Source organism: Bartonella sp. AA9NXGY (assembly GCF_042196845.1).
GTDB lineage: Bacteria > Pseudomonadota > Alphaproteobacteria > Rhizobiales > Rhizobiaceae > Bartonella.
Window position 1 is genome coordinate 53,942 of record NZ_JBHIRB010000006.1, and the last position, 22,362, is coordinate 76,303.

Genomic DNA, 22,362 nt, shown 5'->3' on the forward strand with positions numbered 1-22,362 from the left:
TCCCAACATTGGAGTGGCATTTTTCTTTGAAAGAGTCATATGTGTTATTATTTTTGCCTTTTGAAAATCATGAACTCCCGTATCCTGATCCAAACCAGTGTTGGCTAAGTTTTGGTTTAACAGAAATCCCAGCTCCAGAATGGGCACAAAATTTAAAAGTTATTACGCCTTGGCGACCAGATTTTTTAAAATTTGTCGATACTCAATTTCACTGCTCTCCTCAAATAGATAAAACTTTCAGCTATGATGGTGCATTTTTACATTTGAGCAAATATCGTGGTTTGAACCAAAATTGTTTTCTTGATTTATTAGAATGCGTTAAACCCAATAGATGGATTGTAATTAGTGGGGATAAAACTGCTGGTGCTGCTTCAATGATGAAATGGGTCAAAACAATTGTTCCCATCACCAATAAATTGTCTAAAAATCATGGTCTTGTATTTTGGTTGCAAGTTCCTCAACAAATTGAGAGACATAACATTGCGCAATTGCGCTCACCACCGCTCACTTTTGGTAAATTTCAAACCACTTCTGGTATGTTCTCACACGGACGTATTGATCCAGGATCTGCTGCGCTTGCTTCTTATATGCTCAAAATTATTTCTGGAAAAACGGCTGATTTTGGTGCTGGATGGGGTTATCTTTCTCACGTTGCGCTTGAAAGAAGTGAAAAACTCACCGCTCTCGACCTTTATGAAGCAGACTACAATGCTTTGAGAGCAGCAAAACAGCACCTTAAATCCATAACAGCTCCTTTTCCAATTCATTTTTATTGGCATGACCTTGTACATGAGCCTGTCACAAATCTGTATGATACAATTATTTCAAATCCACCGTTTCACACACAACAAACAACAGATATTTCATTAGGAAAAAATTTTATTATAAATGCTGCAAAGTGCTTAAAGCCAAGCGGCAGTCTGCTTTTTGTTGCAAACCGCCACCTGCCTTATGAAACATTATTAAAAAATATTTTCCGCACAGTGTTGATACATGAACAAGCCCATGGTTTCAAAATTATCGAAGCACGCAGATAAACAGAACAAGCAATAACTTTCAAAGAATAAAACGTGAAAGATCGATATCAGCAGCAAGCTCGCCAATAGATTTTCTCACGTAAGCAGCATCAATTTTAAACGATGTTCCAGCTTTATCAGGTGCAGTGAAAGAAATCTCATCCAAAACGCGCTCCATCACTGTTTGCAAACGACGTGCCCCTATATTTTCAATCCTTGCATTTAAATCTACAGCAATATCTGCTAAAGCATCAATTGCATCATCGGTAATTTCCAAATGAACCTCTTCTGTTGCCATAAGAGCAATATATTGTTTAATCAAACTAGCTTCTGGTTCCGTTAGAATGCGCCGTAAATCTTCCCTTGTTAAAGGGTTCAGCTCCACACGGATGGGCAAACGTCCTTGAAGTTCCGGTAATAAATCAGATGGCTTGGAAACATGAAATGCACCTGAGGCAATAAAAAGAATATGATCTGTTTTGATTTGCCCATATTTTGTAGCAATTGTTGTTCCTTCAACCAAAGGCAAAAGATCCCGTTGAACGCCCTCACGCGAAACCGCAACACTTGCTCCACCATCCCTAGTTGCAATTTTATCAATTTCGTCGATAAAAACAATACCGTCATTTTCAGCAACACGAAGCGCCTCTTGAATAATTTGCTCCTGATCAAGGAGTTTTTCAGATTCATCATCAATGAGCGGTTTAAAAGAATCCTTTACTGTCGTCTTACGGACTTTTGTACGACTGCCCATTTTGCCCAAAATATCTGATAAATTCATAATACCCATTTGTGCCCCAGGCATACCAGGAATATCAAAGGTTGAAGCACTATTGCTATTATTATCGGCGACTTCAATTTCAATCTCTTTCTCATCCAATTCACCTTCACGCAATTTTTTACGAAAACTATCACGGGTAGCAGGACTTGCTGTTTTACCAACAAGGGCGTCTAAAACCCGCTCTTCAGCATTCACGTGAGCCTTTTCTTTTATTTCATCCCGTTTCTTTTCACGCACAAGAGAAATGGCAATTTCAACAAGATCTCGAATAATTTGCTCAACATCACGTCCCACATAACCAACTTCAGTAAATTTCGTCGCTTCTACTTTCACAAAAGGTGCTCCAGAAAGTTTTGCTAATCGACGTGCGATTCCTGTTTTACCAACACCTGTTGGCCCTATCATTAAAATATTTTTTGGCATAACTTCTTCACGCATCGGCTCATCAAGCTGTTGCCTACGCCACCGATTGCGCAATGCAATAGCTACAGAGCGTTTGGCATCATTTTGGCCAATAATAAAACGATCAAGTTCAGAAACAGTCTCACGAGGGGAAAATACAACACACATTTAAATAGCTTTCTCTAAAGAAGATAATTCTGCATCCAATGTTTCAATCGTAAAATGATCATTGGTGTAAACACAAATTTTAGCGGCAATAGCCATAGCTTTACGAGCAATAGTTTCTGCATCTAAATCCAAATCCATGAGTGCACGCGCTGCTGAAAGAGCAAAATTTCCTCCAGAGCCAATTGCCATAACCCCATCTTCTGGTTCTAAGACATCACCAAGCCCTGTTAGAGCCAAAGTTACTTTCTTATCAGCCACGAGCATCATTGCTTCGAGACGACGCAAATAGCGATCTGTTCTCCAATCTTTTGCAAGTTCCACACAAGCACGCATAAGCTGATCAGGATATTGTTCAAGCTTTGTTTCCAATCTCTCCAGTAATGTAAAAGCATCTGCCGTAGCACCAGCAAAACCAGCAATAACCACTCCGTTCTTTCCAAGACGACGCACTTTACGTGCATTGCCTTTCATAATTGTCTGTCCAAGAGAGACCTGACCATCCCCAGCCATCACGACTTGTCCACCTTTTCGTACCGTAATAATTGTTGTACCATACATTATGTCTGGCTTATGTTCTGTCATAAGGAAACTCCTTAATATTAACTTTACTTTTTAATATTGATTTCTTTTCATACAATGTAAAACTCAATTACTATTGTCCTATTTAAGAACATATACAGCAAAACACAATGATTCAGCATAACTCAATTTGTTGAAAATGGAAAAATGATATCATTGTTGTCAATGTAAATTACTGCTAAATAGCTTTATATAAACAGTTTGTGCTTTTTAGAGGAAAATTATGAAAAAAATAGCCATAGGGACCTTAGGTGGAACAATTGCAATGACTGCTGATAGTTTTGGTCACATGCAACCGACTTTAACTTCAGATAACCTCATAAAAAGTGTTCCTGATTTAAATAACGTTGCTGATATTCATGCACAAACATTAATGCAAATACCAAGTGGATCTTTATCGTTTCAAATGCTTTTTGAAATAATTAAGTGGGCAAAACAACAAATAAACGCTGGTGCAGAAGGTATTGTTTTAACACAAGGGACTGATACTCTGGAAGAAACAGCTTTTTTTCTTTCTCTTTATTGGAAAGAAGCCGAACCACTCATCATAACCGGCGCTATGCGCATGCCTCATGAAGCAGGCGCCGATGGCCCCGCAAACATTTTAGCAGCCACTCGTGTCGCAGCAGCCACACAAAGTCGTAACAGGGGCGTTCTCGTTGTCATAAATGATGCAATTCATTCACCTTATTGGCTCTATAAAAGCCATACCGTCAAAGTCGAAACATTTCAATCAGGTCTTGCAGGTGTTTTAGGAACTATTTTAGAGGGAAAACTTATTTATTTCAATGATCGAAAATTTTTCCCAAAAACGTTTGATCTTCCCCAAAACCATGATCATCAAATTGCACTCCTCTATTCCTCTTTATCATCTGGTGCACAATTAATGAAACTATGCCTTGAAAGTGGGTATTATGCTGGAGTTGTTATTGCTGGTTTTGGTGCGGGGCACTGTAGTTTTCAAGAAGCAGACCTTGTACAACAATATGCACAAAAAATACCAATCATTATTGCTAGTCGTTGTTGTAATGGCTCAACAACTCGTATAACTTATGGCTATAAAGGCTCCGAAATCGATATGATTGCTTCTGGTGCTCTCATGTCTGGTTATTTATCAGCCGTAAAAGCGCGTCTACTTTTATGGACTTTTTTGGCGCAAGGGCACTCATTAGCACAAATCCGTGCAAACTGGAATGACTGGACTATAAGTTAATGAAAAATGATCCATTATCTTAAAAGAAGAGAGCATGCAAAACAAAATTTATTTGAAAATAAAGCCGCTCATCTGTCTACTCTTAATCAATTGCTGCTGCAAGAAAATCTCGACAAATACAAATGATTGATACGACTATACAAAAAATTAATCAGAAAGATAATCTGGTCAAATCCGTTTCTGACCGATATTCACCCTATCGTGTTTTTACTGCACAAGAATGGTCAGAGTTTCGTGAAGACACACCTCTTACTTTGACTTTTGATGAAATTAAGCGTTTACGCTCTATTGATGATCCTATCGATCTTAAAGAAGTCCAACGCATTTATCTTTCTTTATCGCGTCTGTTATCATGCCATGTTGAAGCAGTACAGGAACTTTTTCACAAACGTCAGCAGTTTCTCCATCAAGAAGAGAGTAGAAAAACGCCCTTTATTATTGGAATTGCTGGTTCTGTAGCTGTAGGAAAATCAACCACGGCTCGCATTCTTCAAGAACTGTTGAAACGTTGGACATCTAGTCTTAAAGTTGATCTAATCACAACGGATGGTTTTCTCTATCCTAACGCAATCTTACAGCAAAAAAATCGTATGAATCGTAAAGGATTTCCTGATTCCTATGACATTAAAAAACTGCTGTGCTTTCTTTCGGCTATAAAAGCAGGTATCGGAAATGTTCGTGCCCCACTTTACTCACATATGACCTATGATGTTCTAGAAAATCAGACAATTACCATTGATCGTCCTGATATTTTAATTGTTGAAGGTATTAATGTATTACAAGTCAGTGATCTTCCTAAAGATGGAAAAGCTATTCCTTTCGTATCAGATTTTTTTGATTTTTCAATCTATGTCGATGCCGAAACAGAAGTCATTCGTCACTGGTATTTGGAGCGCTTTAAACGTTTGCGTAAAACAACTTTTCAAAATCCTGAATCCTATTTTCATCGTTATGCCCACCTCAATGAAAAAGAAGCCTCAAAAATCGCTGAGGATCTTTGGCAAACGATTAATTTAAAAAATTTACAGGAAAATATATTGCCAACACGACCACGGTCCAATCTCATTCTACGAAAGGGAAAAAATCATTTGGTCGAATATGTCGCACTTAGACGGCTATAAGGATCTCATAACTATGCACCACCACATTCATTTTACCTCAACGCGTATCGATAACAGTTGCCCTATCATATTGGTAAACCAAAGAACTCTTGCCAACTTATCACTTGATGCGTCAACAACAGCATGGATAAAAGTTAATGACTTTACTGGTAAAGCAGGACAAATACTCTTTATTCCTCACGAAACGGGGCATTTAAAAAAAGTTTTATTTGGAATTGGCAATGGTAACGATCCTTTTATCACAGGACTGCTTGCTCAAAAGCTTCCTGCTGGTCAATGGCATTTAGAAGGTACAACCTCTGATGAAATAAATACCTATCTTGGATTGGCATTTGGTAGCTATCAATTTAATCGCTATCGTCAAAATTCTTCTTTCAAATCATTATCTATCCATGTCAATGAGGCTATTGATCTTAATGAACTCCAACGAATTTATGAAGCTGTCTTTTTCGTCCGTGATCTCATTAATATTCCAGCCAATGATATGAACCCTGATACTCTCGAAAAAGAAGCTCGAAAACTAGGAAAAACCTATGGTGCTCATATCAAAAGTATTTGTGGAGACGATCTCTTAACCCATAACTTTCCGATGATTCATGCTGTAGGACGAGCAGGCAGCACTGCACCACGACTGATTGAGTTACTCTGGGGGCAAGAACATCATCCTAAAATAACGTTGGTGGGCAAAGGCGTAACTTTTGATACTGGAGGCCTCGATATTAAATCAGCCAATAACATGTTGCTTATGAAAAAAGACATGGGGGGTGGAGCAAACGTTTTGGGATTGGCTAAACTTATCATGGATGCAAAATTGCCTTTCCGTTTACGCGTTTTGATTCCAGCTGTAGAAAATGCAATTTCTGCGAATGCTTACCGACCAGGTGATATTCTTAAAAGTCGTAAAGGTTTAAGTGTTGAAGTAGGTAATACAGATGCTGAAGGGCGCCTTGTCCTTGCCGATGCACTCGCCTATGGTGATGAAGAAAGTCCACAATTCATGCTTTGTATGGCTACTTTAACAGGGGCAGCGCGTATAGCATTAGGACCAGATCTTCCCGCATTTTATTGTAATGATTCAATATGGGCACAACAAATTTCTGAATCTGCTCACGCTGTCTTTGATCCTCTTTGGCAAATGCCCCTTTGGAAACCTTACCAAGAGATGTTATCATCACCAATTGCCGATCTTAACAATGTAACTGGAAATAGCTTTGCTGGTTCTATAACGGCTGCTTTATTTCTTAATTCTTTTGTTGAAAAAGCTGAACATTTTGCGCATTTTGACCTTTATGGATGGGTTCCAAAAGAAAAACCAGGATACCCTATTGGTGGATCAGCACAAACTATTCGTGCCCTTTATAATATTTTTAAAAAATGAATTTTGACACAAATATCCACAAAAATGGACAATTTTGCAGCTTAAAGAATAATTGGTCTTACACTGTGTTCTTAGTTTTGTTTGAGGATAAAAACCTTACCAATACAGTTTTCATGAGTTTGTTTAAAGGTAAGGAGTAACAAAATGGAAAGCAAAAAGATGATCTCTAAAGACCCAAGACTTCATGCATTCAGAGATGATCTAGCAGATCAACGTCTTGAAACAGAAATTACAGCTCAACGCTTTGTTCAAGGTGAAAAAAGACGTGTTAATACAGCGGTCGCTGGACTTTTTAAAGAAAATAGTAAAAAAAGTGAAAGACAAACAGAATGCTTATTGGGAGAAGAACTTCTCATTTTTGAACAAGGGGAAACATTGTCGTGGGGACAATCACTCAAAGATGGTTATGTCGGTTATATTGATACAAAAGTTCTTTGTACATCAACCATAAAACAAACACATGTGGTTTCAGTACCACGCACATTTAAATATTTACACGCTGACTTACGTGGACCAATAGTATCCCCATTATCTATGGGAAGCAAAGTCAGTGTTGTTGATGAAATTGAAGTCCGTGACACAATGTATTCTATTCTTGAAAATGGAACAGCAATCATTACGAGCCATCTCAGCCCCATTGGACGCGTATATGAAGATTATGTCACAGTTGCAGAAACCTTTATCCGTACACCTTATCTTTGGGGTGGTGTCAGCGGTTTTGGAATTGATTGTTCGGGACTCATTCAGCTCTCTATGATGATGACCGATCAAATAGTCTTACGTGATACCGATATGCAGCAAGAAACTATAGGCAGTCTTCTTACAGATACTGATAAACTTCAACGAGGTGATTTAATTTTTTGGAAAGATCATGTTGCTATTATGGTCGATCACGCAAATATTATTCACGCAAATGGTTTTTCTATGGACGTTATGATTGAGCCATTGGAAAAAGCAATTACGCGTATCGCTAAAAAAAATCAATATCCTATCGCAAAACGCCGTCCAATTCAAGAAACTTAATACATGCCTCCTATAAAAAATTAATTGAATGTTTTTATTATGCAATAGATTGATTTATAAGGATAATTATCCATCATTCACTCTGCATCAAGCATTCTAAATATCGTAAAATTCTCTTATTTCAAATCTGTTTTTATGTTGAATCAATCAAAATCGCTTGCTTGTTCATCACAAGCGAAATTGATGTATAAGTAAAAATGATTACGAAAAGAAAAATATCCCTTCTGAATGCTCTCAAATGCCAAGAGCTATCATAACTAACATTGGAACCAGCTTACTCCTTCACAAGCGTAAAGATAGTGGCGCTCAATAGATTTTATCTTATAAAGCTCTACCATTATACCATTCACGAGTGCCGGCACGAAATGGGCTTTGGAATATTGCGAGATGCCTCTTTTAAACAACCCCGCAAATATGCAACACAATGGCGTTCTATATTACGTAAGCGATATGCCCCTCTTAATCAAAAGCAACATTTTTTGAAATTTTTCCTATTATCGATATCTTATGAAATAAATACTCCTAATATCTCTCGGTGCCTCCAAGACAATCTCTCAATAATAATCGCGAAAAGTATAAATCCATTATCTACCACCATTTTTATGCTTATGAAGCGTGCAAAGGCATCATTATACACTTTGCCAATTCTCAATGTTGCGATAACCCTTGGCTATTGGAGAGTGTTCTTTCAGCACGTATTTTATTTCTTTCTTAAATAATTTTATCCACATGAATCTCCCCGCTTGGAACGTGCAAAAGAATGGTTTTGATTAATTTAACATAAAACAGACTTGAAATGAGAAAAATTTTTACGACTCTGGACTTCCCCATGCAACATAAAAAAATTATAAATTATCATTATAACTCAATATATTGATTTATAATTTAAGCAATATTTCCTCCTTATAACACATTAAAGAAGGTGATTTTTCAATACCTGAACCAATGGTTTATCAGCATCAGGCATAGGGTATTTATCAAGATCATTAATAAAAACCCATTCTAAATTTTGCCCTTCTCGTCCTTGCGCAACGCCCTCATAATGGTCACAAAGATACAATGGCATTAAGAGATGAAATGTTTTATAGCTATGGCTCGCAAACGTTAAAGGGTGTAAATTATTTGGTTGAACATAAATACCAAGCTCTTCCTCTAGTTCACGAATTAATGATGCTTCCGGAGTTTCACCTTGCTCAACCTTGCCACCAGGGAACTCCCATAAACCAGCCAGTGATTTTCCTTCAGGACGCTGTGTAAGCAAAACACGATTATTCTGATCGAACAGTGCACATGCAACAACAAGAAGAATGGAACTTTTCATACACATATCACTCCCCAATAGGGAACATAAAGATAACTGACTTTTCTATCATATCCCCTCTGCTCCTAAAAGAGCTCACATACCCCATTTGCTCTGAAAAATAATAAACTGTTAAATATAAAGTGCATCCATTAACTTCTGTAATCGCTATTGATCATAACGTACTCTTTTGTTAAATCGCAAGACCAAACCGTCGCCGTACTCTTACCCAAACCGATATCAACACGAATCGTGATGTGCTTACCTTGCATATAAGTACCTATTGTCTCTTCACAATACTCAGGATCTCGTACGCCATTCACGGCCACACGATGCTCACCAAACCAAATCGTCAATAGATCACGATCGACTTCAACACCGGCCTTCCCAACTGCCATAACGACCCGCCCCCAATTCGCATCTTCACCGGCAATAGCCGTTTTTACGAGCGGTGAATTTGCAATTGATAAAGCAATAGTTTTAGCTGCATTATTTGTTGTAGCACCCACTACATTAACCTCAATTAAATGACGAGCGCCTTCACCATCACAAACAACTTGTAGTGCAAGTTCATGCAGAAGTGCACTCAAGTGCTTTGAGAATACTTCATAACGCGGATCTGTTTTACATCTAATGCAGGGAAAATGTTCTTTCCCTGTCGCAAACAACATAAGCGTATCTGAAGTTGAGGTATCGCTATCAACAGTAATTGAATTGAAAGAACCCTCAACTGCCTCTGATAACATGGATTGGAGTGCATCCGAAGAAATGGTAGCATCACTAACCACAAATGACAGCATTGTCGCCATATCGGGCGCAATCATACCAGCACCTTTTGCAATTCCATTAATGGTAACACGCTCTCCCCCACAGTCAAAAGTGCACGTAGCAAGTTTTGGAAATGTGTCCGTTGTCATTATGGCTTTTGCAGCTTCCAACCAATTTCCCTCTTCTGCTGTCTCTGTCATACTTGGTAAAAGATTGACAATACCCGATGCATCCATTGGCTCACCAATAACACCCGTAGAAGCTATAAAAATTTCATCTTCTCTAACCTTTAAAGCGTTCGCTGCTGCACAAATAATTGCATCGGTTGTGTGCTTTCCTTTGCTTCCTGTAAAAGCATTTGCATTTCCAGAATTCACAACAACACCCCTTGCAACCCCATGAGGAAGCGATGCACGACAATGCTCTACAGGTGCAGATGGACATTTTGAACGGGTAAAAACACCGGCCACACTCACTGGCTTATCGAATATGATGAAAAGAAGATCTGTACGATCTTTATATTTAATCCCAGCTTCAGCTGTTGCTATCCGTACACCAGATAATGGAGAAAGCTCTTGGATCTTTTGAGGAGACAAAGGAGAGATTTTCAAAACCACAATATGCTTTCTATAAAAAATGAAATGATTGCAGATCAATAACCTCTCATAGAAAACTGCTAGGCTTTTTGAACAAAACTAACCTAGCAAATTATCTATTAAAGAGGCTATCTACTTATTTTTCCTAGCTATTCCGTATCTTCTTCATCAGATGTCTCATCGGGAAGTAGCGTCCCATTTTGATGAAGCGATTCCATGATTTTTGTAACATTAGGATCAGGGTATTTCACATCTATCTTGCTACGCAAATCAACAATCAGTTCTTGATAGCGCTTTTTTATTAGCTGTGTCCGCAACATCTCTTTAACATCATCAAATGCAGGCGGTTGTTTTACACGACGATCTTCTAATTTAATAATATGCCAACCAAAAGGACTTTCAACGGGTTGTTTTGTGTATTCGCCAACTTTCAAACCAAATGCGGCATCTTCAAAAGGCTTGACCATTTGACCATGGCTAAAATAACCAAGATCACCCCCAACGGCAGCAGAACCATCTGTTGAACTTTTCTTTGCAATCTCTTCAAAATTTTCGCCTTTATTTAAATGCTTAATGATAGCTTCTGCTTCTTTTCTCGTTTTGACCAAAATATGACGCGCTTTAACCTCATCCTCTTTAGGTAAAGCAGCAACTTCTTGCTTATAAAGAGCTTCCAAATCAGTATCCGATATTTTATCAACAATCGCCTGTTTAAAATAAAGCTGTTGAAGAACATTGTCACGCATGACTGCCATACGTTTATCGTAAGCTTCTGTCTTATCAAGACCTTTGCTTCTTGCTGCTTTTGCGAGGGCCTGCATATCTAAATAAGCTTTTAGAACCATCATACGGCGTTGTTCATCAGGAAAACGTGCTAAATTAGGATTTATTTCAAGCGCTAAATCATCCAATTGGCCTGCTGTAATATTTTTCCCATCAATAACCGCCATAACATGAGAAGGAGAAACGGCTTTTTCAGAAGCTTTCTCTAAAGTCTTTAAATCACTCGACGATGAATTCAAACCTTCTTGAGCACTCACCCCTAAACTTGTACTTGCCAATAAAGTTGATGCTAAAAAAAGCGTGATAAAGTTAAATTTCATAAATATACTCCTTAAAAATGAAGGCAGGTTCAAGATTCCAATTTTCTTTACCATAACACTTTAATCTTTAAACATAGAGAAATAAATTAGTAATTTTATTTAAAAAAAGTATAAAATTATCCTTTTATCTCAGTTTCTCCAATCCTATCTAATGCAGATGAAAAACATGATAATAGAGAAAAATGACATATTGTATCTTAAATTACTTTGTATTGTATCAGTTAAATAGCATACTTAAAGTTGACATAAAGCGCTTAGCCTCTTATCTCTACTTTACAATTAGAGTGAAAAATTGCACACCAGCAAGTATAATGGTACCATCTGCATTTCATGATGTCACTAATGATATCAGATAATTTGAAGAAAATGTAGAGTATGGGGAGAGCGTATGAATTACCCAACAAGAGTGACAACAATTAAAAGAAAGGGCCAGAGATGGTCAGTTTAGGTGTTTTTGCCCGTAAGTTTTTTGGTTCAGCTCATGAGCGACATCTCAAAGCACTCCGCCAAAAAGTTGCACAAATTAATGCTTTGGAAGAACAATTCGTAAAATTAAGTGATGAGCAGCTTTGCCAAAAAACAGATGCCTTTCGTAAACGTCTTAGTGAAGGTGAGAGTGTTGATTTGCTCTTACCAGAAGCTTTCGCGACTGTTCGTGAAGCCGCAAAACGTGTTTATGACATGCGTCCTTTTGACGTGCAACTTATTGGTGGAATGGTCCTTCACGACTGCGGCATAGCTGAAATGCGTACTGGTGAAGGTAAAACATTAATGGCAACTCTACCAATTTATCTCAATGCATTGGAAGGTAAAGGCGTTCATGTTGTGACAGTAAACGATTATCTCGCCAGTCGTGATGCTGAAACAATGGGGAAAATTTTTAGTTTTCTAGGGCTTACAACAGGCGTGATTCTTCATGATCTTGATAGTGATGCCCGCCGAGAGGCCTATGCATGCGACATCACCTATGCCACAAATAATGAACTAGGTTTTGATTATTTGCGTGATAATATGGCCTTCGATCATAGTCAAATGGTCCAACGTGGACATCATTACGCAATTGTTGATGAAGTTGATTCGATTCTTATTGATGAAGCCCGTACCCCCCTTATTATTTCTGGTCCTCTAGAAGATCGTACTGACTTCTATAACCTTATTGATACATTTATTCCTGCCTTAACTCCAGAAGACTATGAAATAGACGAAAAACAAAAAACAACGACCTTTACCGAAGTTGGTACTGAAAAAATTGAAAAAATGCTCGAACAAGCTGGACATCTTAAAGGTGAGAGTCTTTATGACATAGAAAATGTCGCTATCGTTCATCATGTCAATAATGCTCTAAAAGCTCATAAACTGTTTGCTCGCGATAAAGATTATATTGTTCGCAATGATGAAATCGTTATTATTGACGAATTTACAGGGCGAATGATGCCTGGGCGGCGTTATTCTGAAGGACTTCATCAAGCGTTAGAAGCTAAAGAGCATGTTGCTATTCAACCAGAAAACCAGACACTTGCTTCCATCACTTTCCAAAATTACTTCCGTATGTATAGAAAATTATCTGGCATGACTGGAACTGCAACAACAGAAGCCGAAGAATTCAGAAATATTTATGGTCTTGACGTTGTCGAAGTCCCCACAAATTTGCCAATACAACGTATTGATGAAGATGATGAGATTTATCGAACAGCAGAAGAGAAATATCGGGCAATTGTGCGTGATATCCGTCAAGCTCATGAAAAAGAACAGCCTATTCTTGTTGGAACAACCTCTATTGAAAAGTCAGAACAATTGGCAGAGCGTTTGCGAAAAGAAGGCATTACCGATTTTAGAGTCTTAAATGCTCGCTATCACGAACAAGAAGCATATATCATTGCGCAAGCAGGAGTTCCTAGAGCTCTCACCATTGCAACCAACATGGCAGGACGCGGTACGGATATACAGCTTGGTGGTAATGTTGAAATGCGCATCCGACAAGAGTTACAGGATATCCCGGAAGGTCCAGAGCGGACAGCTAAAATTGAAGAAATAAAAAAAGATGTTCAGAAGCTTAAAGAAAAAGCTTTAGCGGCTGGAGGGCTTTACGTTATCGCTACTGAACGTCATGAAAGCCGTCGTATTGATAACCAGCTTCGTGGACGTTCTGGTCGCCAAGGCGATCCTGGTCGCTCAAAATTCTTTCTCTCTCTTCAAGATGATCTTATGCGTATCTTTGGCTCTAACCGTATGGATGGTATGCTGCAAAAACTTGGATTGAAAGAAAATGAAGCTATTATCCATCCATGGATTAATAAAGCCCTTGAAAAAGCACAAAAAAAGGTTGAAGCACGAAACTTTGAAATTCGTAAAAATCTGCTAAAATATGATGATGTCATGAATGATCAACGCAAGGTTATTTTTGAACAGCGTATGGAGGTCATGAACGCAGATGATTTATCAGAAATGATCCTTGAAATGCGCAATGAAGTCGTAGAGGATCTCGTAGAGGCTTATATTCCATCAGGGACATATTCTGAAAAATGGGATGCAAAAACTCTTGAAGAAGAGCTTCAACAACTCTTTAATCTTGAGCTTCCAGTGGAAGAATGGGCAAAAGAAGATGGAATTGCCGAGGAGCAAATTCTAGAGCGTGTATCAGATGCTGTTACAAAACTTGAAAATGAGCGTACTGAACGATATTCTCCAGAAGTTATGGCTTATTTTCACAAAGCAGTATTGCTCGAAACTATTGATACGTTATGGCGTGAACATCTGGTGAGTTTAGACCATTTGCGTTCTGTTGTTGGTTTTCGTGGTTATGCGCAGCGGGATCCGCTCAATGAATATAAGACAGAATCATTTGAACTCTTTCAAAGTATGTTGAGAAATTTGCGCCGAATTGTCACTTCTAAGCTTATGCGCTTTGAAATCATTCAACACCCCACAGAACCGGCCATGCCTGAGCAAACTGATGCTGCTTCTTCTGTCTTTAATGATCAAAGTCAAGAAAATGCTCCCACCTTATGGGCACGATCACAAGAAAATAGATTTGTTAATCCACAAGATCGTGACCCTAACGATATAACCACATGGGGAAAAGTTGGACGTAATGAGCGTTGTCCTTGCGGTTCAGAGAAAAAATACAAACACTGTCATGGAGCCTTTGTTTGAAAAGCAAACTATGCAAATGAATAAAAAGCGAAATTATGAGCAAGAATTGCGCACAGCTGGTTTAAGAGTAACACGTCAACGACGAGTTATTCTTGATATTTTGACTGATACAAATGATCATCCTAATGCATTTGAAATTTTTCAGCGTGCAAACAAAATAGATTCGAATATTTCACTCTCAACTGTTTATCGAACCATGAAAATATTAGAAGGAAATGGAACAATTCATCGCCATAGCTTTAGTGGTGGTCCATCTCGTTTTGAGCAAGCAGATGGGCAACATCATGATCATCTCATTGATATAGAAACAGGACAAGTTATCGAGTTTCATTCTGATGTTATTGAAAAGCTGCAAGAGGAAATTGCAAAATCTCTTGGCTATGATATTATTCATCACCGCCTTGAACTTTACGGAAAAAAAAACTCTTAAAAAAGTAATCATATATCATTAGATAAAATACCTTAGGCAAATCAAATTTTATAAAAATTTACCTTTAAAATATAATAGTTTTCATTGGCAAAAAAAAGAATTGCTTTATTACCCCTCTTTGTATGATGCTATACAGTAATTCATTGCCAATATTATAACAAAAAATCATTGCAACAAAATATTATAAAAATTGTATTATGAAAAATTAGGCCAATATTATCATGGTTTCTTTGCCACAAGATCGTATGAGACAGCTTGAAAAGCGCTTTGAAATAATTGAAAGCCAAATGACGACGAATCCAAATGCTGAAACATATGTCAAATTAGCTTCTGAATATGCAGAACTACAACCCGTTATTACCTCTATACGCGCATTAAATGCTCTTTACGAAGAGATTACAGAATTAGAAACGATTATTAACGATAAACAAACAGATATAGAGATGCGTAATCTTGCCCAGGAAGAGCTACCATCGTTATATAAAAAAGTAGAGCAATTTGAAAAAGAACTCCAGATTCTGCTTTTGCCTAAAGATGTTGCTGATGAAAAAAACGCTATTGTTGAAATTCGAGCAGGAACGGGTGGCTCAGAAGCAGCACTTTTTTCCGGTGATCTTTTCCGCATGTATGAACGTTATGCCCATGCTCACAATTGGAAAGTAGAAGTTATTTCACTCAGTGAGGGGGAAGTTGGCGGATATAAAGAGATTATTGCTACCATTTCAGGAAAAGGTGTCTTTTCTAAATTGAAATATGAATCAGGGGTTCATCGTGTGCAACGCATCCCTGAAACAGAGACAGGTGGACGTATCCATACATCTGCTGCTACCGTTGCTGTGCTTCCAGAAGCTGAAGATATTGATATTGATATTCGTCCTGAAGATATTCGTATCGACACAATGCGTGCATCTGGAGCAGGAGGACAGCATGTTAATACAACGGATTCAGCTGTTCGTATCACGCATATTCCAACAGGAATTATGGTCGTACAAGCAGAAAAATCACAACATCAAAACCGAGCACGAGCCCTTCAAATTTTACGGGCACGCTTATTCGATATCGAACGACAAAAAGCGGAAAGTGAACGTTCAGCTTCTCGTAAAAGCCAAGTTGGTTCTGGTGATCGCTCAGAACGTATTCGTACCTATAATTTTCCACAAGGACGCGTCACGGATCACCGTATTAATCTAACCTTGTATAAGCTTGATCGCATTCTAGAGGGAGATCTTGATGAGCTTCTTCATGCACTCATCTCAGATCACCAAACAGCACTCCTGATAGAAATGGACAATAATTGAACAAATATTCTTTCAAAAATGTCATCCAACAAACTCAAGAAAAATTGCGCACGAAAGGAATTGCTGAAGCCAATCTCGATGCGAAAATACTCATTGAATGGATAACAGGAATAAATGCTGCTGAAAGAATTTCTCAACCAGATATACCTCTATCTTCTGAGCACATTACACAAATAGAACAGGCTGTCCAACGGCGGATTGCAGGTGAACCCGTCTACCGTATTATAGGAGAACGAGAATTTTATGGCATATCCTTCGCTTTATCTCAAGAGACGTTAGAACCCCGTCCTGATACAGAAACGTTGATAGATCTTGTTCTCCCTTTCCTCAAAAAATATGTCGAAAATTCGAGAAAAATAACACTCCTTGATATGGGGACAGGAAGTGGCGCCATTGCCATTGCCATTCTTAAACAAATTCCACAATCCTATGCAGTCGCTGTCGATATTTCTGAAGATGCCCTTAAAACAGCGACAAAAAATGCAAAAAATGCTGAAGTAATACATCGCTTCACACCTCTTCTTAGCGATTGGTTTGATTCTGTCACAGATCGCTTTGATTTTATTGTTTCCAATCCACCTTATATTCCCGCAAAAGATATCAAAAAACTTGCAAAAGAAGTGCGCTTACATGACCCATTGCGCGCTCTTATCGGTGGAAAAGATGGTCTTGATTTTTATCGAAAACTCGCCCATGAAGCAGCCAACTACTTAAAAGAAAACGGCACTATCGCTGTTGAAATTGGTTACTCTCAAGAAAAAGAAGTTTGCAATTTGTTTGAAACAAATGGCTTCCAATGTTTAGAAATGCGCAAAGACCTCAGTGGAATACCCCGCGCACTTCTATTTGCATGCAAACATTAAAATTCCCAATCATCATCCGTGGTAGCAACCGCCTTGCCAATGACATAAGAAGAACCTGCCCCTGAAAAAAAGTCATGATTTTCGTCAGAGTTTGGTGATAAAGCTGCCAAAATAGCGGGATTAACACGACAAACCTCAGGGGGGAAAAGAGCTTCAAAACCTAAATTCATTAAAGCCTTGTTAGCGTTATAATGAAGAAAAATTTTAACATCTTCTGTCAATCCAAGCGCATCATAAAGATCTTCAGTATATTTGCACTCGATGTTATAAAGATCAAAGAGCAGGTTAAAAGCAAAATTTTTAATTTCTTGTCTTTTGGCTTCATCAAGCTTTGCAAAGCCCAATTGGAATTTATAACCTATATAATAACCATGGACCGCTTCATCACGAATGATCAGTCGAATGAGATCTGCTGTATTGGTTAACTTAGCGCGACTGGCCCAATACATGGGCAAATAAAAACCAGAATAAAATAAAAAGCTTTCCAGCAAAGTCGAAGCAATTTTTTTCTTAAGTGGATCATTTGCTTCATAACGCTCAAGTACTAATCTAGCCTTTTTCTGCAAATGAATATTTTCTTCTGACCATCTAAACGCATCATCAACTTCTACCGTCGAACAAAGGGTTGAAAAAATAGAGGAATAAGAACGTGCATGAACCGCTTCCATGAAGGCAATATTCGTCAAAACTGCCTCCTCATGCTCTGTTATCGCATCAGCCAGAAGCGAAATGGCTCCTACAGTGTTTTGAATTGTATCAAGAAGCGTTAGTCCTGTAAAAACACGAATCGTTAGCTTGCGTTCTTCATCCGTTAAGCTTGACCATGAGGGAATGTCATTGGAAAGTGGAACCTTCTCAGGTAACCAAAAATTCCCAGTTAAGCGGTTCCATACTTCAAGATCTTTCTCATCATGTAATCTATTCCAATTAACAGCGCACACAACAGGATTTTTGGTTGTAATCTTTGTCATATGATGATCTCCTATAAACTGCACGAAACACAGCCATCAACTTCTGTTCCACTTAATGCTACTTGCCGTAATCGTACATAGTAAATACTTTTGATACCCTTTTTCCAAGCATAAATTTGTGCGCGGTTAATATCACGTGTGGTCGCTGTATCAGGAAAAAATAATGTTAATGAAAGACCTTGATCAACATGCTGTGTTGCCGCAGCATAGGTATCTATAATTTTTTCAGGGCCAATCTCATAAGCATCTTGGTAAAAATTCAAATTCGTATTATCCATATAAGGAGCAGGATAATAAACGCGCCCAATTTTTCCCTCTTTGCGAATTTCGATTTTTGAAGCAATTGGATGAATGGAGGAAGTGGCATGATTAATATAGGAAATAGATCCCGTAGGTGGAACTGCCTGTAGATTGCGATTATAAAGCCCGTACTCAATAACTAATTTTTTGAGTTCCTGCCAATCCTTTTGATCTGGAATAACAATATTATTCCGTGCAAAAAGCTCTTGCACAAGCGCAAATTGCGGTTTCCATTCTTTTTCAATATATTTCTCGAAAAAACGTCCATCTGCATAAGCTGATTTTTCAAACCCTGCAAACATTTCTTGACGTTCGTGCGCAATTAAATTGGAAGCACGTATGGCGTGATATGTCACAATATAAAAATAGATATTGGTAAAATCAATCGCTTCTGGAGACCCATAATAGATCTGCTCACGCGCTAGAAACCCATGCAAATTCATTTGTCCCAAACCAATCGCATGACTTTCAGCATTGCCTTTCGCAATGGAAGGCACACAATCAATATTGCTCATATCCGAAACAGCAGTCAGAGCGCGAACAGCAGATTCCACGGTCTGTCCAAAATCAGGACTTTCCATTGCTTTGGCAATATTCATGGATCCAAGATTACAGGATATATCACTTCCAATCGTGCGATAAGTTAAATCTGTCTCCAGTTCACTCGCCTCACTCACCTGCAAAATTTCTGAACATAAATTGCTCATACTTATGCGCCCAGCTATCGGATTCGATCGATTAGCAGTATCCTCAAATAAAATATAGGGATAACCCGACTCAAATTGAATTTCCGCTAATGTCTGGAAAAAAACGCGTGCACTTATTTTCTTTTTACGAATCTTTGCATTATCAACAAAAGAACGATAATGCTCCGTTAAAGAAATATCGCTAAAGGGCTTACCTGTCACACGCTCGATGTCATACGATGAGAAGAGATACATATCCTCATTATTCCGTGCAAGCTCAAAAGTAATATCAGGAATAACGACACCAAGCGAAAGCGTTTTAATTCTAACTTTTTCATCAGCATTTTCACGCTTTGTATCCAAAAACTTCATAATATCTAAATGATGAGCATGCAAATAAACAGCTCCAGCCCCCTGTCGTGCCCCAAGCTGATTGGCGTAAGAAAAAGAATCTTCTAAGAGTTTCATCACCGGTAAAACACCTGAGGACTGATTTTCTATTTGCTTAATTGGCGCCCCTGCTTCCCGCAAATTCGTTAAACAAAGCGCTACACCTCCACCACGTTTTGAAAGCTGCAAGGCCGAATTAACCGAACGACCTATCGATTCCATATTATCTTCAACACGTAGCAAAAAACACGAAACCAATTCACCTCGTTGTTTTTTCCCAGCATTTAAAAATGTCGGTGTTGCCGGTTGAAACCGTCCTGTAATAATTTCATCCACAAAACTTTCAGCAAGAGCTTTATTCCCTTGTGCCAAATATAAAGCTACAAGACAGACGCGATCTTCATACCGTTCAAGATAACGTTTCCCATCAAAAGTCTTCAGTGTATAGCTGGTATAATACTTAAATGCGCCTAAAAAGGTAGGAAAACGAAACTTAAATGCATAAGCACGTTTAAAAAGCTTTTTAATAAAAGAAAAATCATAAAGCTCAAATAAAGCTTTTTCATAATAACCTTCTTCTATTAAGTAATCTATTTTTTCCTTCAGGTTATGAAAAAAAACTGTATTTTGATTAACATGCTGAAGAAAATATTGCCGCGCAGCAAGCCGATCCATATCAAATTGAATATGACCATTTTCATCATAAAGATTAAGCATCGCATTCAACGCATGATAATCAGTAATCTGATCCGATTTCTGCGATTGTCCTATACCAATTGTTTCCAAAATCTTTCCAATCCCTTTTTTACATAAATAACGTCTTCATCAGTTCCACGCAGCTCAAAACGATAAAGGCAAGGTACACAACATTTTTCAGCAATAATTTTACTTGCTAGATTATAATAGCGACCAAAATTACGATTCCCACCGCCAATAACACCACGAATTAATTTGCGGTTCTCAGCTTCATTAAGAAACTGGACAACGGCTTTCGGCACGGCCCCTCTTCCTTCACCATCTGCATATGTAGGAACAACCAATACATAAGGTTCACCAACCAATGCAGAAGGCTTTCTTTTATCAATTTTGAAGAGTCGTTGCCCAAGCTGCGAGACAAAATGTTCTGTATTACCCGTTGCACTCGAATAATAAACAATAAGCCCCATTAAGCACAAAGACCACTAATCATATCTGGTCTAAAACCAGACCAATGATTTTCACCACAAACAACGACAGGAACCTGACGATACCCCAGAGATTGAACAAAACTGTATGCTTGTTCATCACAAGAAATATCAACAACACGATAATGAATGCCTTTTGCATCAAAAGCGCGGCGTGTAGCATCACATTGGACACAAGATGGTTTGCTATAAATAGTGATCGACATTTTCTTCAACTTTCACAATTCCAAACAATCAACCCTGAAAGGTCAATCTAATAATTTTATAGGTACTCAAGAATAACAAAAAATAGAAATTGTACGCAAAACATGTGGTTATTTTCAAATAATACACAGCTTCCTGAACATAACAGAGTTCCTCATCAAATAACTTCAAAAACTATGATGAGAATAAGCGATTATTCTACAACTTAAATGGCAAAGCCCCCTAGTTATAAAACAATCTTTTGCTTGCATTACAATTCCCTCCTGCTGTCTAAAAAACTAATGTTCTAAACTACCGTTTTTCAAGAGCTCTGTTTGCTCTTTTACGGCAAAAATCAATTACAAAAACGAAAGGAAATCCTTCCAAAAGAGACCCTTCAGTAAAAATACTGCTATACCTTTGGCCAATAAACTCTTTACAATAATGGAAATAACTTAGATACCAAACGAAACACACTAACACCCTCTCTTGTGCTTATTTAGAATCACCAATCATTTTGATACTATATATAGTATATACTCTCTTTCTTTCGTCAAGGTGAATTCAATTATTATTTTTAATTTTCCACGATCTTCCCACTAAAATTTTCAGTACTTAAAACTATGTAATAATATAACATTTTGTTGACAAACGTTATATTATTACATAGTTTCCAAAATAATAAGCAACGATGGTAAAAAATATGGATCTGCACTTCAATAAGACAACATTAGGCTATAGGAATAGAATAGCAATAAAGAACTTTTCAGCAAAGTTAAAAGCTGGTTCATTGGTTGCAATAACAGGTGATAATGGCGCTGGAAAATCGACACTGCTAAAAGCCATCGCCGGATTGATTAAACCTCTTAAAGGAAAAATTACAAAACCAAAAAAAAGCCGCATTGCTTATCTTGCTCAGCAATGTGATGTGGATAAAACATTTCCAATTGATGTGAAAACGCTTGTAAAAACAGGACTGTGGTCTTTTTGTGGATTATGGAAGAATCAGCGCCCTTATGATTCTAAGATTCAAAATGCTCTTAAAATGGTTGGGCTTACAGAACTCGCACCCCGTTCGCTTGAAACATTATCAGGCGGGCAATTACAACGCGCTCTTTTTGCACGTATCATTGTACAAGATGCCAATATTATTTTACTTGATGAACCTTTCAATGGTGTAGATCATAATACCCAAAAAGACCTCCTTGCTCTGATCACATACTGGCAACAGCAAGGACGCACAATTCTCACAGCACTCCATAACCCTCTCATCGTGCAAGAATTTTTCCCCCAAATGATTCAAATTGATCAACAAAACGCCTTTTATGGAGAAACAACACAGTTTTTAAACAACACCCTTCATCACGTTATGCCACCTCTCACATCCAATTCTTTTCCTATTAGCGCACAAAAACAAAATCTTCTCATCAATGATCCTCTCTTTCTTAGGTTATAA

19 protein-coding genes are annotated in these 22,362 nt (G+C 38.0%); 10 read left to right on the plus strand and 9 right to left on the minus strand.

Features of this window, described 5'->3' with window-relative positions; translation table 11 throughout:
* Positions 1-41 precede the first annotated feature (41 nt).
* Positions 42-1,037 (plus strand): class I SAM-dependent methyltransferase, encoded by a 996-nt coding sequence (locus tag ACFIM6_RS04440; protein ID WP_375611821.1) that lies wholly within the window; start codon positions 42-44, stop codon positions 1,035-1,037.
* 19 nt (positions 1,038-1,056) lie between these two features.
* Here ACFIM6_RS04440 and hslU read toward each other — a convergent pair whose 3' ends face one another.
* Together hslU and hslV are read right to left on the minus strand one after the other, a co-directional pair.
* Entirely contained in the window at positions 1,057-2,367 is a 1,311-nt protein-coding gene (gene hslU, locus ACFIM6_RS04445) for an ATP-dependent protease ATPase subunit HslU (protein ID WP_375611822.1), read from the minus strand.
* Positions 2,368-2,949 carry an ATP-dependent protease subunit HslV gene (gene hslV / locus ACFIM6_RS04450; RefSeq protein WP_375611823.1) on the minus strand — a complete coding sequence of 194 codons (582 nt, stop codon included), beginning with the start codon at positions 2,947-2,949 and terminating at the stop codon, positions 2,368-2,370. It abuts the gene before it with no gap.
* A gap of 220 nt (positions 2,950-3,169) precedes the next feature.
* Between hslV and ACFIM6_RS04455 the strand changes: the two genes are divergently transcribed.
* The 4 genes from ACFIM6_RS04455 to ACFIM6_RS04470 all read left to right on the plus strand — a co-directional run bounded on the left by ACFIM6_RS04455 (position 3,170) and on the right by ACFIM6_RS04470 (position 7,681).
* Positions 3,170-4,159 carry an asparaginase gene (locus tag ACFIM6_RS04455; RefSeq protein WP_375611824.1) on the plus strand — a complete coding sequence of 330 codons (990 nt, stop codon included), beginning with the start codon at positions 3,170-3,172 and terminating at the stop codon, positions 4,157-4,159.
* Between the two features lie 122 nt (positions 4,160-4,281).
* On the plus strand, positions 4,282-5,280 hold the full coding sequence (gene coaA / locus ACFIM6_RS04460; protein WP_273790598.1) for a type I pantothenate kinase: 999 nt from the start codon (positions 4,282-4,284) through the stop codon (positions 5,278-5,280).
* A 13-nt stretch (positions 5,281-5,293) separates the two neighbouring features.
* Positions 5,294-6,658 carry a M17 family metallopeptidase gene (locus ACFIM6_RS04465; RefSeq protein ID WP_375611825.1) on the plus strand — a complete coding sequence of 455 codons (1,365 nt, stop codon included), beginning with the start codon at positions 5,294-5,296 and terminating at the stop codon, positions 6,656-6,658.
* A 159-nt stretch (positions 6,659-6,817) separates the two neighbouring features.
* The gene (locus ACFIM6_RS04470; RefSeq protein ID WP_375611871.1) at positions 6,818-7,681 is read left to right on the plus strand and encodes an NlpC/P60 family protein; all 864 of its coding nucleotides are present in this window, start codon (positions 6,818-6,820) and stop codon (positions 7,679-7,681) included.
* Between the two features lie 913 nt (positions 7,682-8,594).
* Here ACFIM6_RS04470 and mutT read toward each other — a convergent pair.
* The 3 genes from mutT to ACFIM6_RS04485 form a co-directional block, all read right to left on the minus strand.
* Complete coding sequence (mutT, locus tag ACFIM6_RS04475; protein WP_375611826.1) at positions 8,595-9,008, minus strand: 8-oxo-dGTP diphosphatase MutT; 414 nt, start codon at positions 9,006-9,008, stop codon at positions 8,595-8,597.
* A gap of 125 nt (positions 9,009-9,133) precedes the next feature.
* The gene (gene argJ, locus ACFIM6_RS04480; protein WP_375611827.1) at positions 9,134-10,366 is read right to left on the minus strand and encodes a bifunctional glutamate N-acetyltransferase/amino-acid acetyltransferase ArgJ; all 1,233 of its coding nucleotides are present in this window, start codon (positions 10,364-10,366) and stop codon (positions 9,134-9,136) included.
* Positions 10,367-10,494: 128 nt separating this feature from the next.
* Entirely contained in the window at positions 10,495-11,448 is a 954-nt protein-coding gene (locus tag ACFIM6_RS04485) for a peptidylprolyl isomerase (RefSeq protein WP_375611828.1), read from the minus strand.
* 435 nt (positions 11,449-11,883) lie between these two features.
* On the opposite strand from ACFIM6_RS04485, the gene secA reads away from it, so the two are divergent.
* The 4 genes from secA to prmC all read left to right on the plus strand — a co-directional run bounded on the left by secA (position 11,884) and on the right by prmC (position 17,192).
* Positions 11,884-14,601, plus strand: a complete 2,718-nt coding sequence (gene secA, locus ACFIM6_RS04490; RefSeq protein WP_375611829.1) for a preprotein translocase subunit SecA — start codon at positions 11,884-11,886, stop codon at positions 14,599-14,601.
* A complete protein-coding gene (locus ACFIM6_RS04495) occupies positions 14,540-15,031 on the plus strand; it encodes a Fur family transcriptional regulator (RefSeq protein WP_375611830.1) in 492 nt (163 codons plus the stop codon). The genes secA and ACFIM6_RS04495 overlap by 62 nt, the downstream gene beginning before the upstream one ends.
* A gap of 221 nt (positions 15,032-15,252) precedes the next feature.
* The gene (gene prfA, locus ACFIM6_RS04500) at positions 15,253-16,329 is read left to right on the plus strand and encodes a peptide chain release factor 1 (RefSeq protein WP_375611831.1); all 1,077 of its coding nucleotides are present in this window, start codon (positions 15,253-15,255) and stop codon (positions 16,327-16,329) included.
* Positions 16,326-17,192: a peptide chain release factor N(5)-glutamine methyltransferase gene (gene prmC, locus ACFIM6_RS04505; protein WP_375611832.1), complete on the plus strand. Its 867-nt coding sequence runs from the start codon at positions 16,326-16,328 to the stop codon at positions 17,190-17,192. The genes prfA and prmC overlap by 4 nt, the downstream gene beginning before the upstream one ends.
* On the opposite strand, the gene nrdF is transcribed toward prmC, so the two are convergent.
* The 4 genes from nrdF to nrdH are packed head-to-tail and all read right to left on the minus strand — an operon-like array spanning position 17,189 to position 20,929.
* Positions 17,189-18,163: a class 1b ribonucleoside-diphosphate reductase subunit beta gene (nrdF, locus tag ACFIM6_RS04510; protein WP_375611833.1), complete on the minus strand. Its 975-nt coding sequence runs from the start codon at positions 18,161-18,163 to the stop codon at positions 17,189-17,191. The genes prmC and nrdF overlap by 4 nt on opposite strands.
* An 11-nt stretch (positions 18,164-18,174) precedes the next feature.
* On the minus strand, positions 18,175-20,325 hold the full coding sequence (gene nrdE, locus ACFIM6_RS04515) for a class 1b ribonucleoside-diphosphate reductase subunit alpha (RefSeq protein ID WP_375611834.1): 2,151 nt from the start codon (positions 20,323-20,325) through the stop codon (positions 18,175-18,177).
* Entirely contained in the window at positions 20,307-20,705 is a 399-nt protein-coding gene (gene nrdI / locus ACFIM6_RS04520; protein ID WP_375611835.1) for a class Ib ribonucleoside-diphosphate reductase assembly flavoprotein NrdI, read from the minus strand. Before nrdI ends, nrdE begins: the two co-directional genes overlap by 19 nt.
* On the minus strand, positions 20,705-20,929 hold the full coding sequence (gene nrdH, locus ACFIM6_RS04525) for a glutaredoxin-like protein NrdH (protein WP_005774163.1): 225 nt from the start codon (positions 20,927-20,929) through the stop codon (positions 20,705-20,707). The genes nrdI and nrdH overlap by 1 nt, the downstream gene beginning before the upstream one ends.
* A gap of 680 nt (positions 20,930-21,609) precedes the next feature.
* Here nrdH and ACFIM6_RS04530 point away from each other — a divergent pair.
* Entirely contained in the window at positions 21,610-22,362 is a 753-nt protein-coding gene (locus ACFIM6_RS04530; protein ID WP_375611836.1) for an ABC transporter ATP-binding protein, read from the plus strand.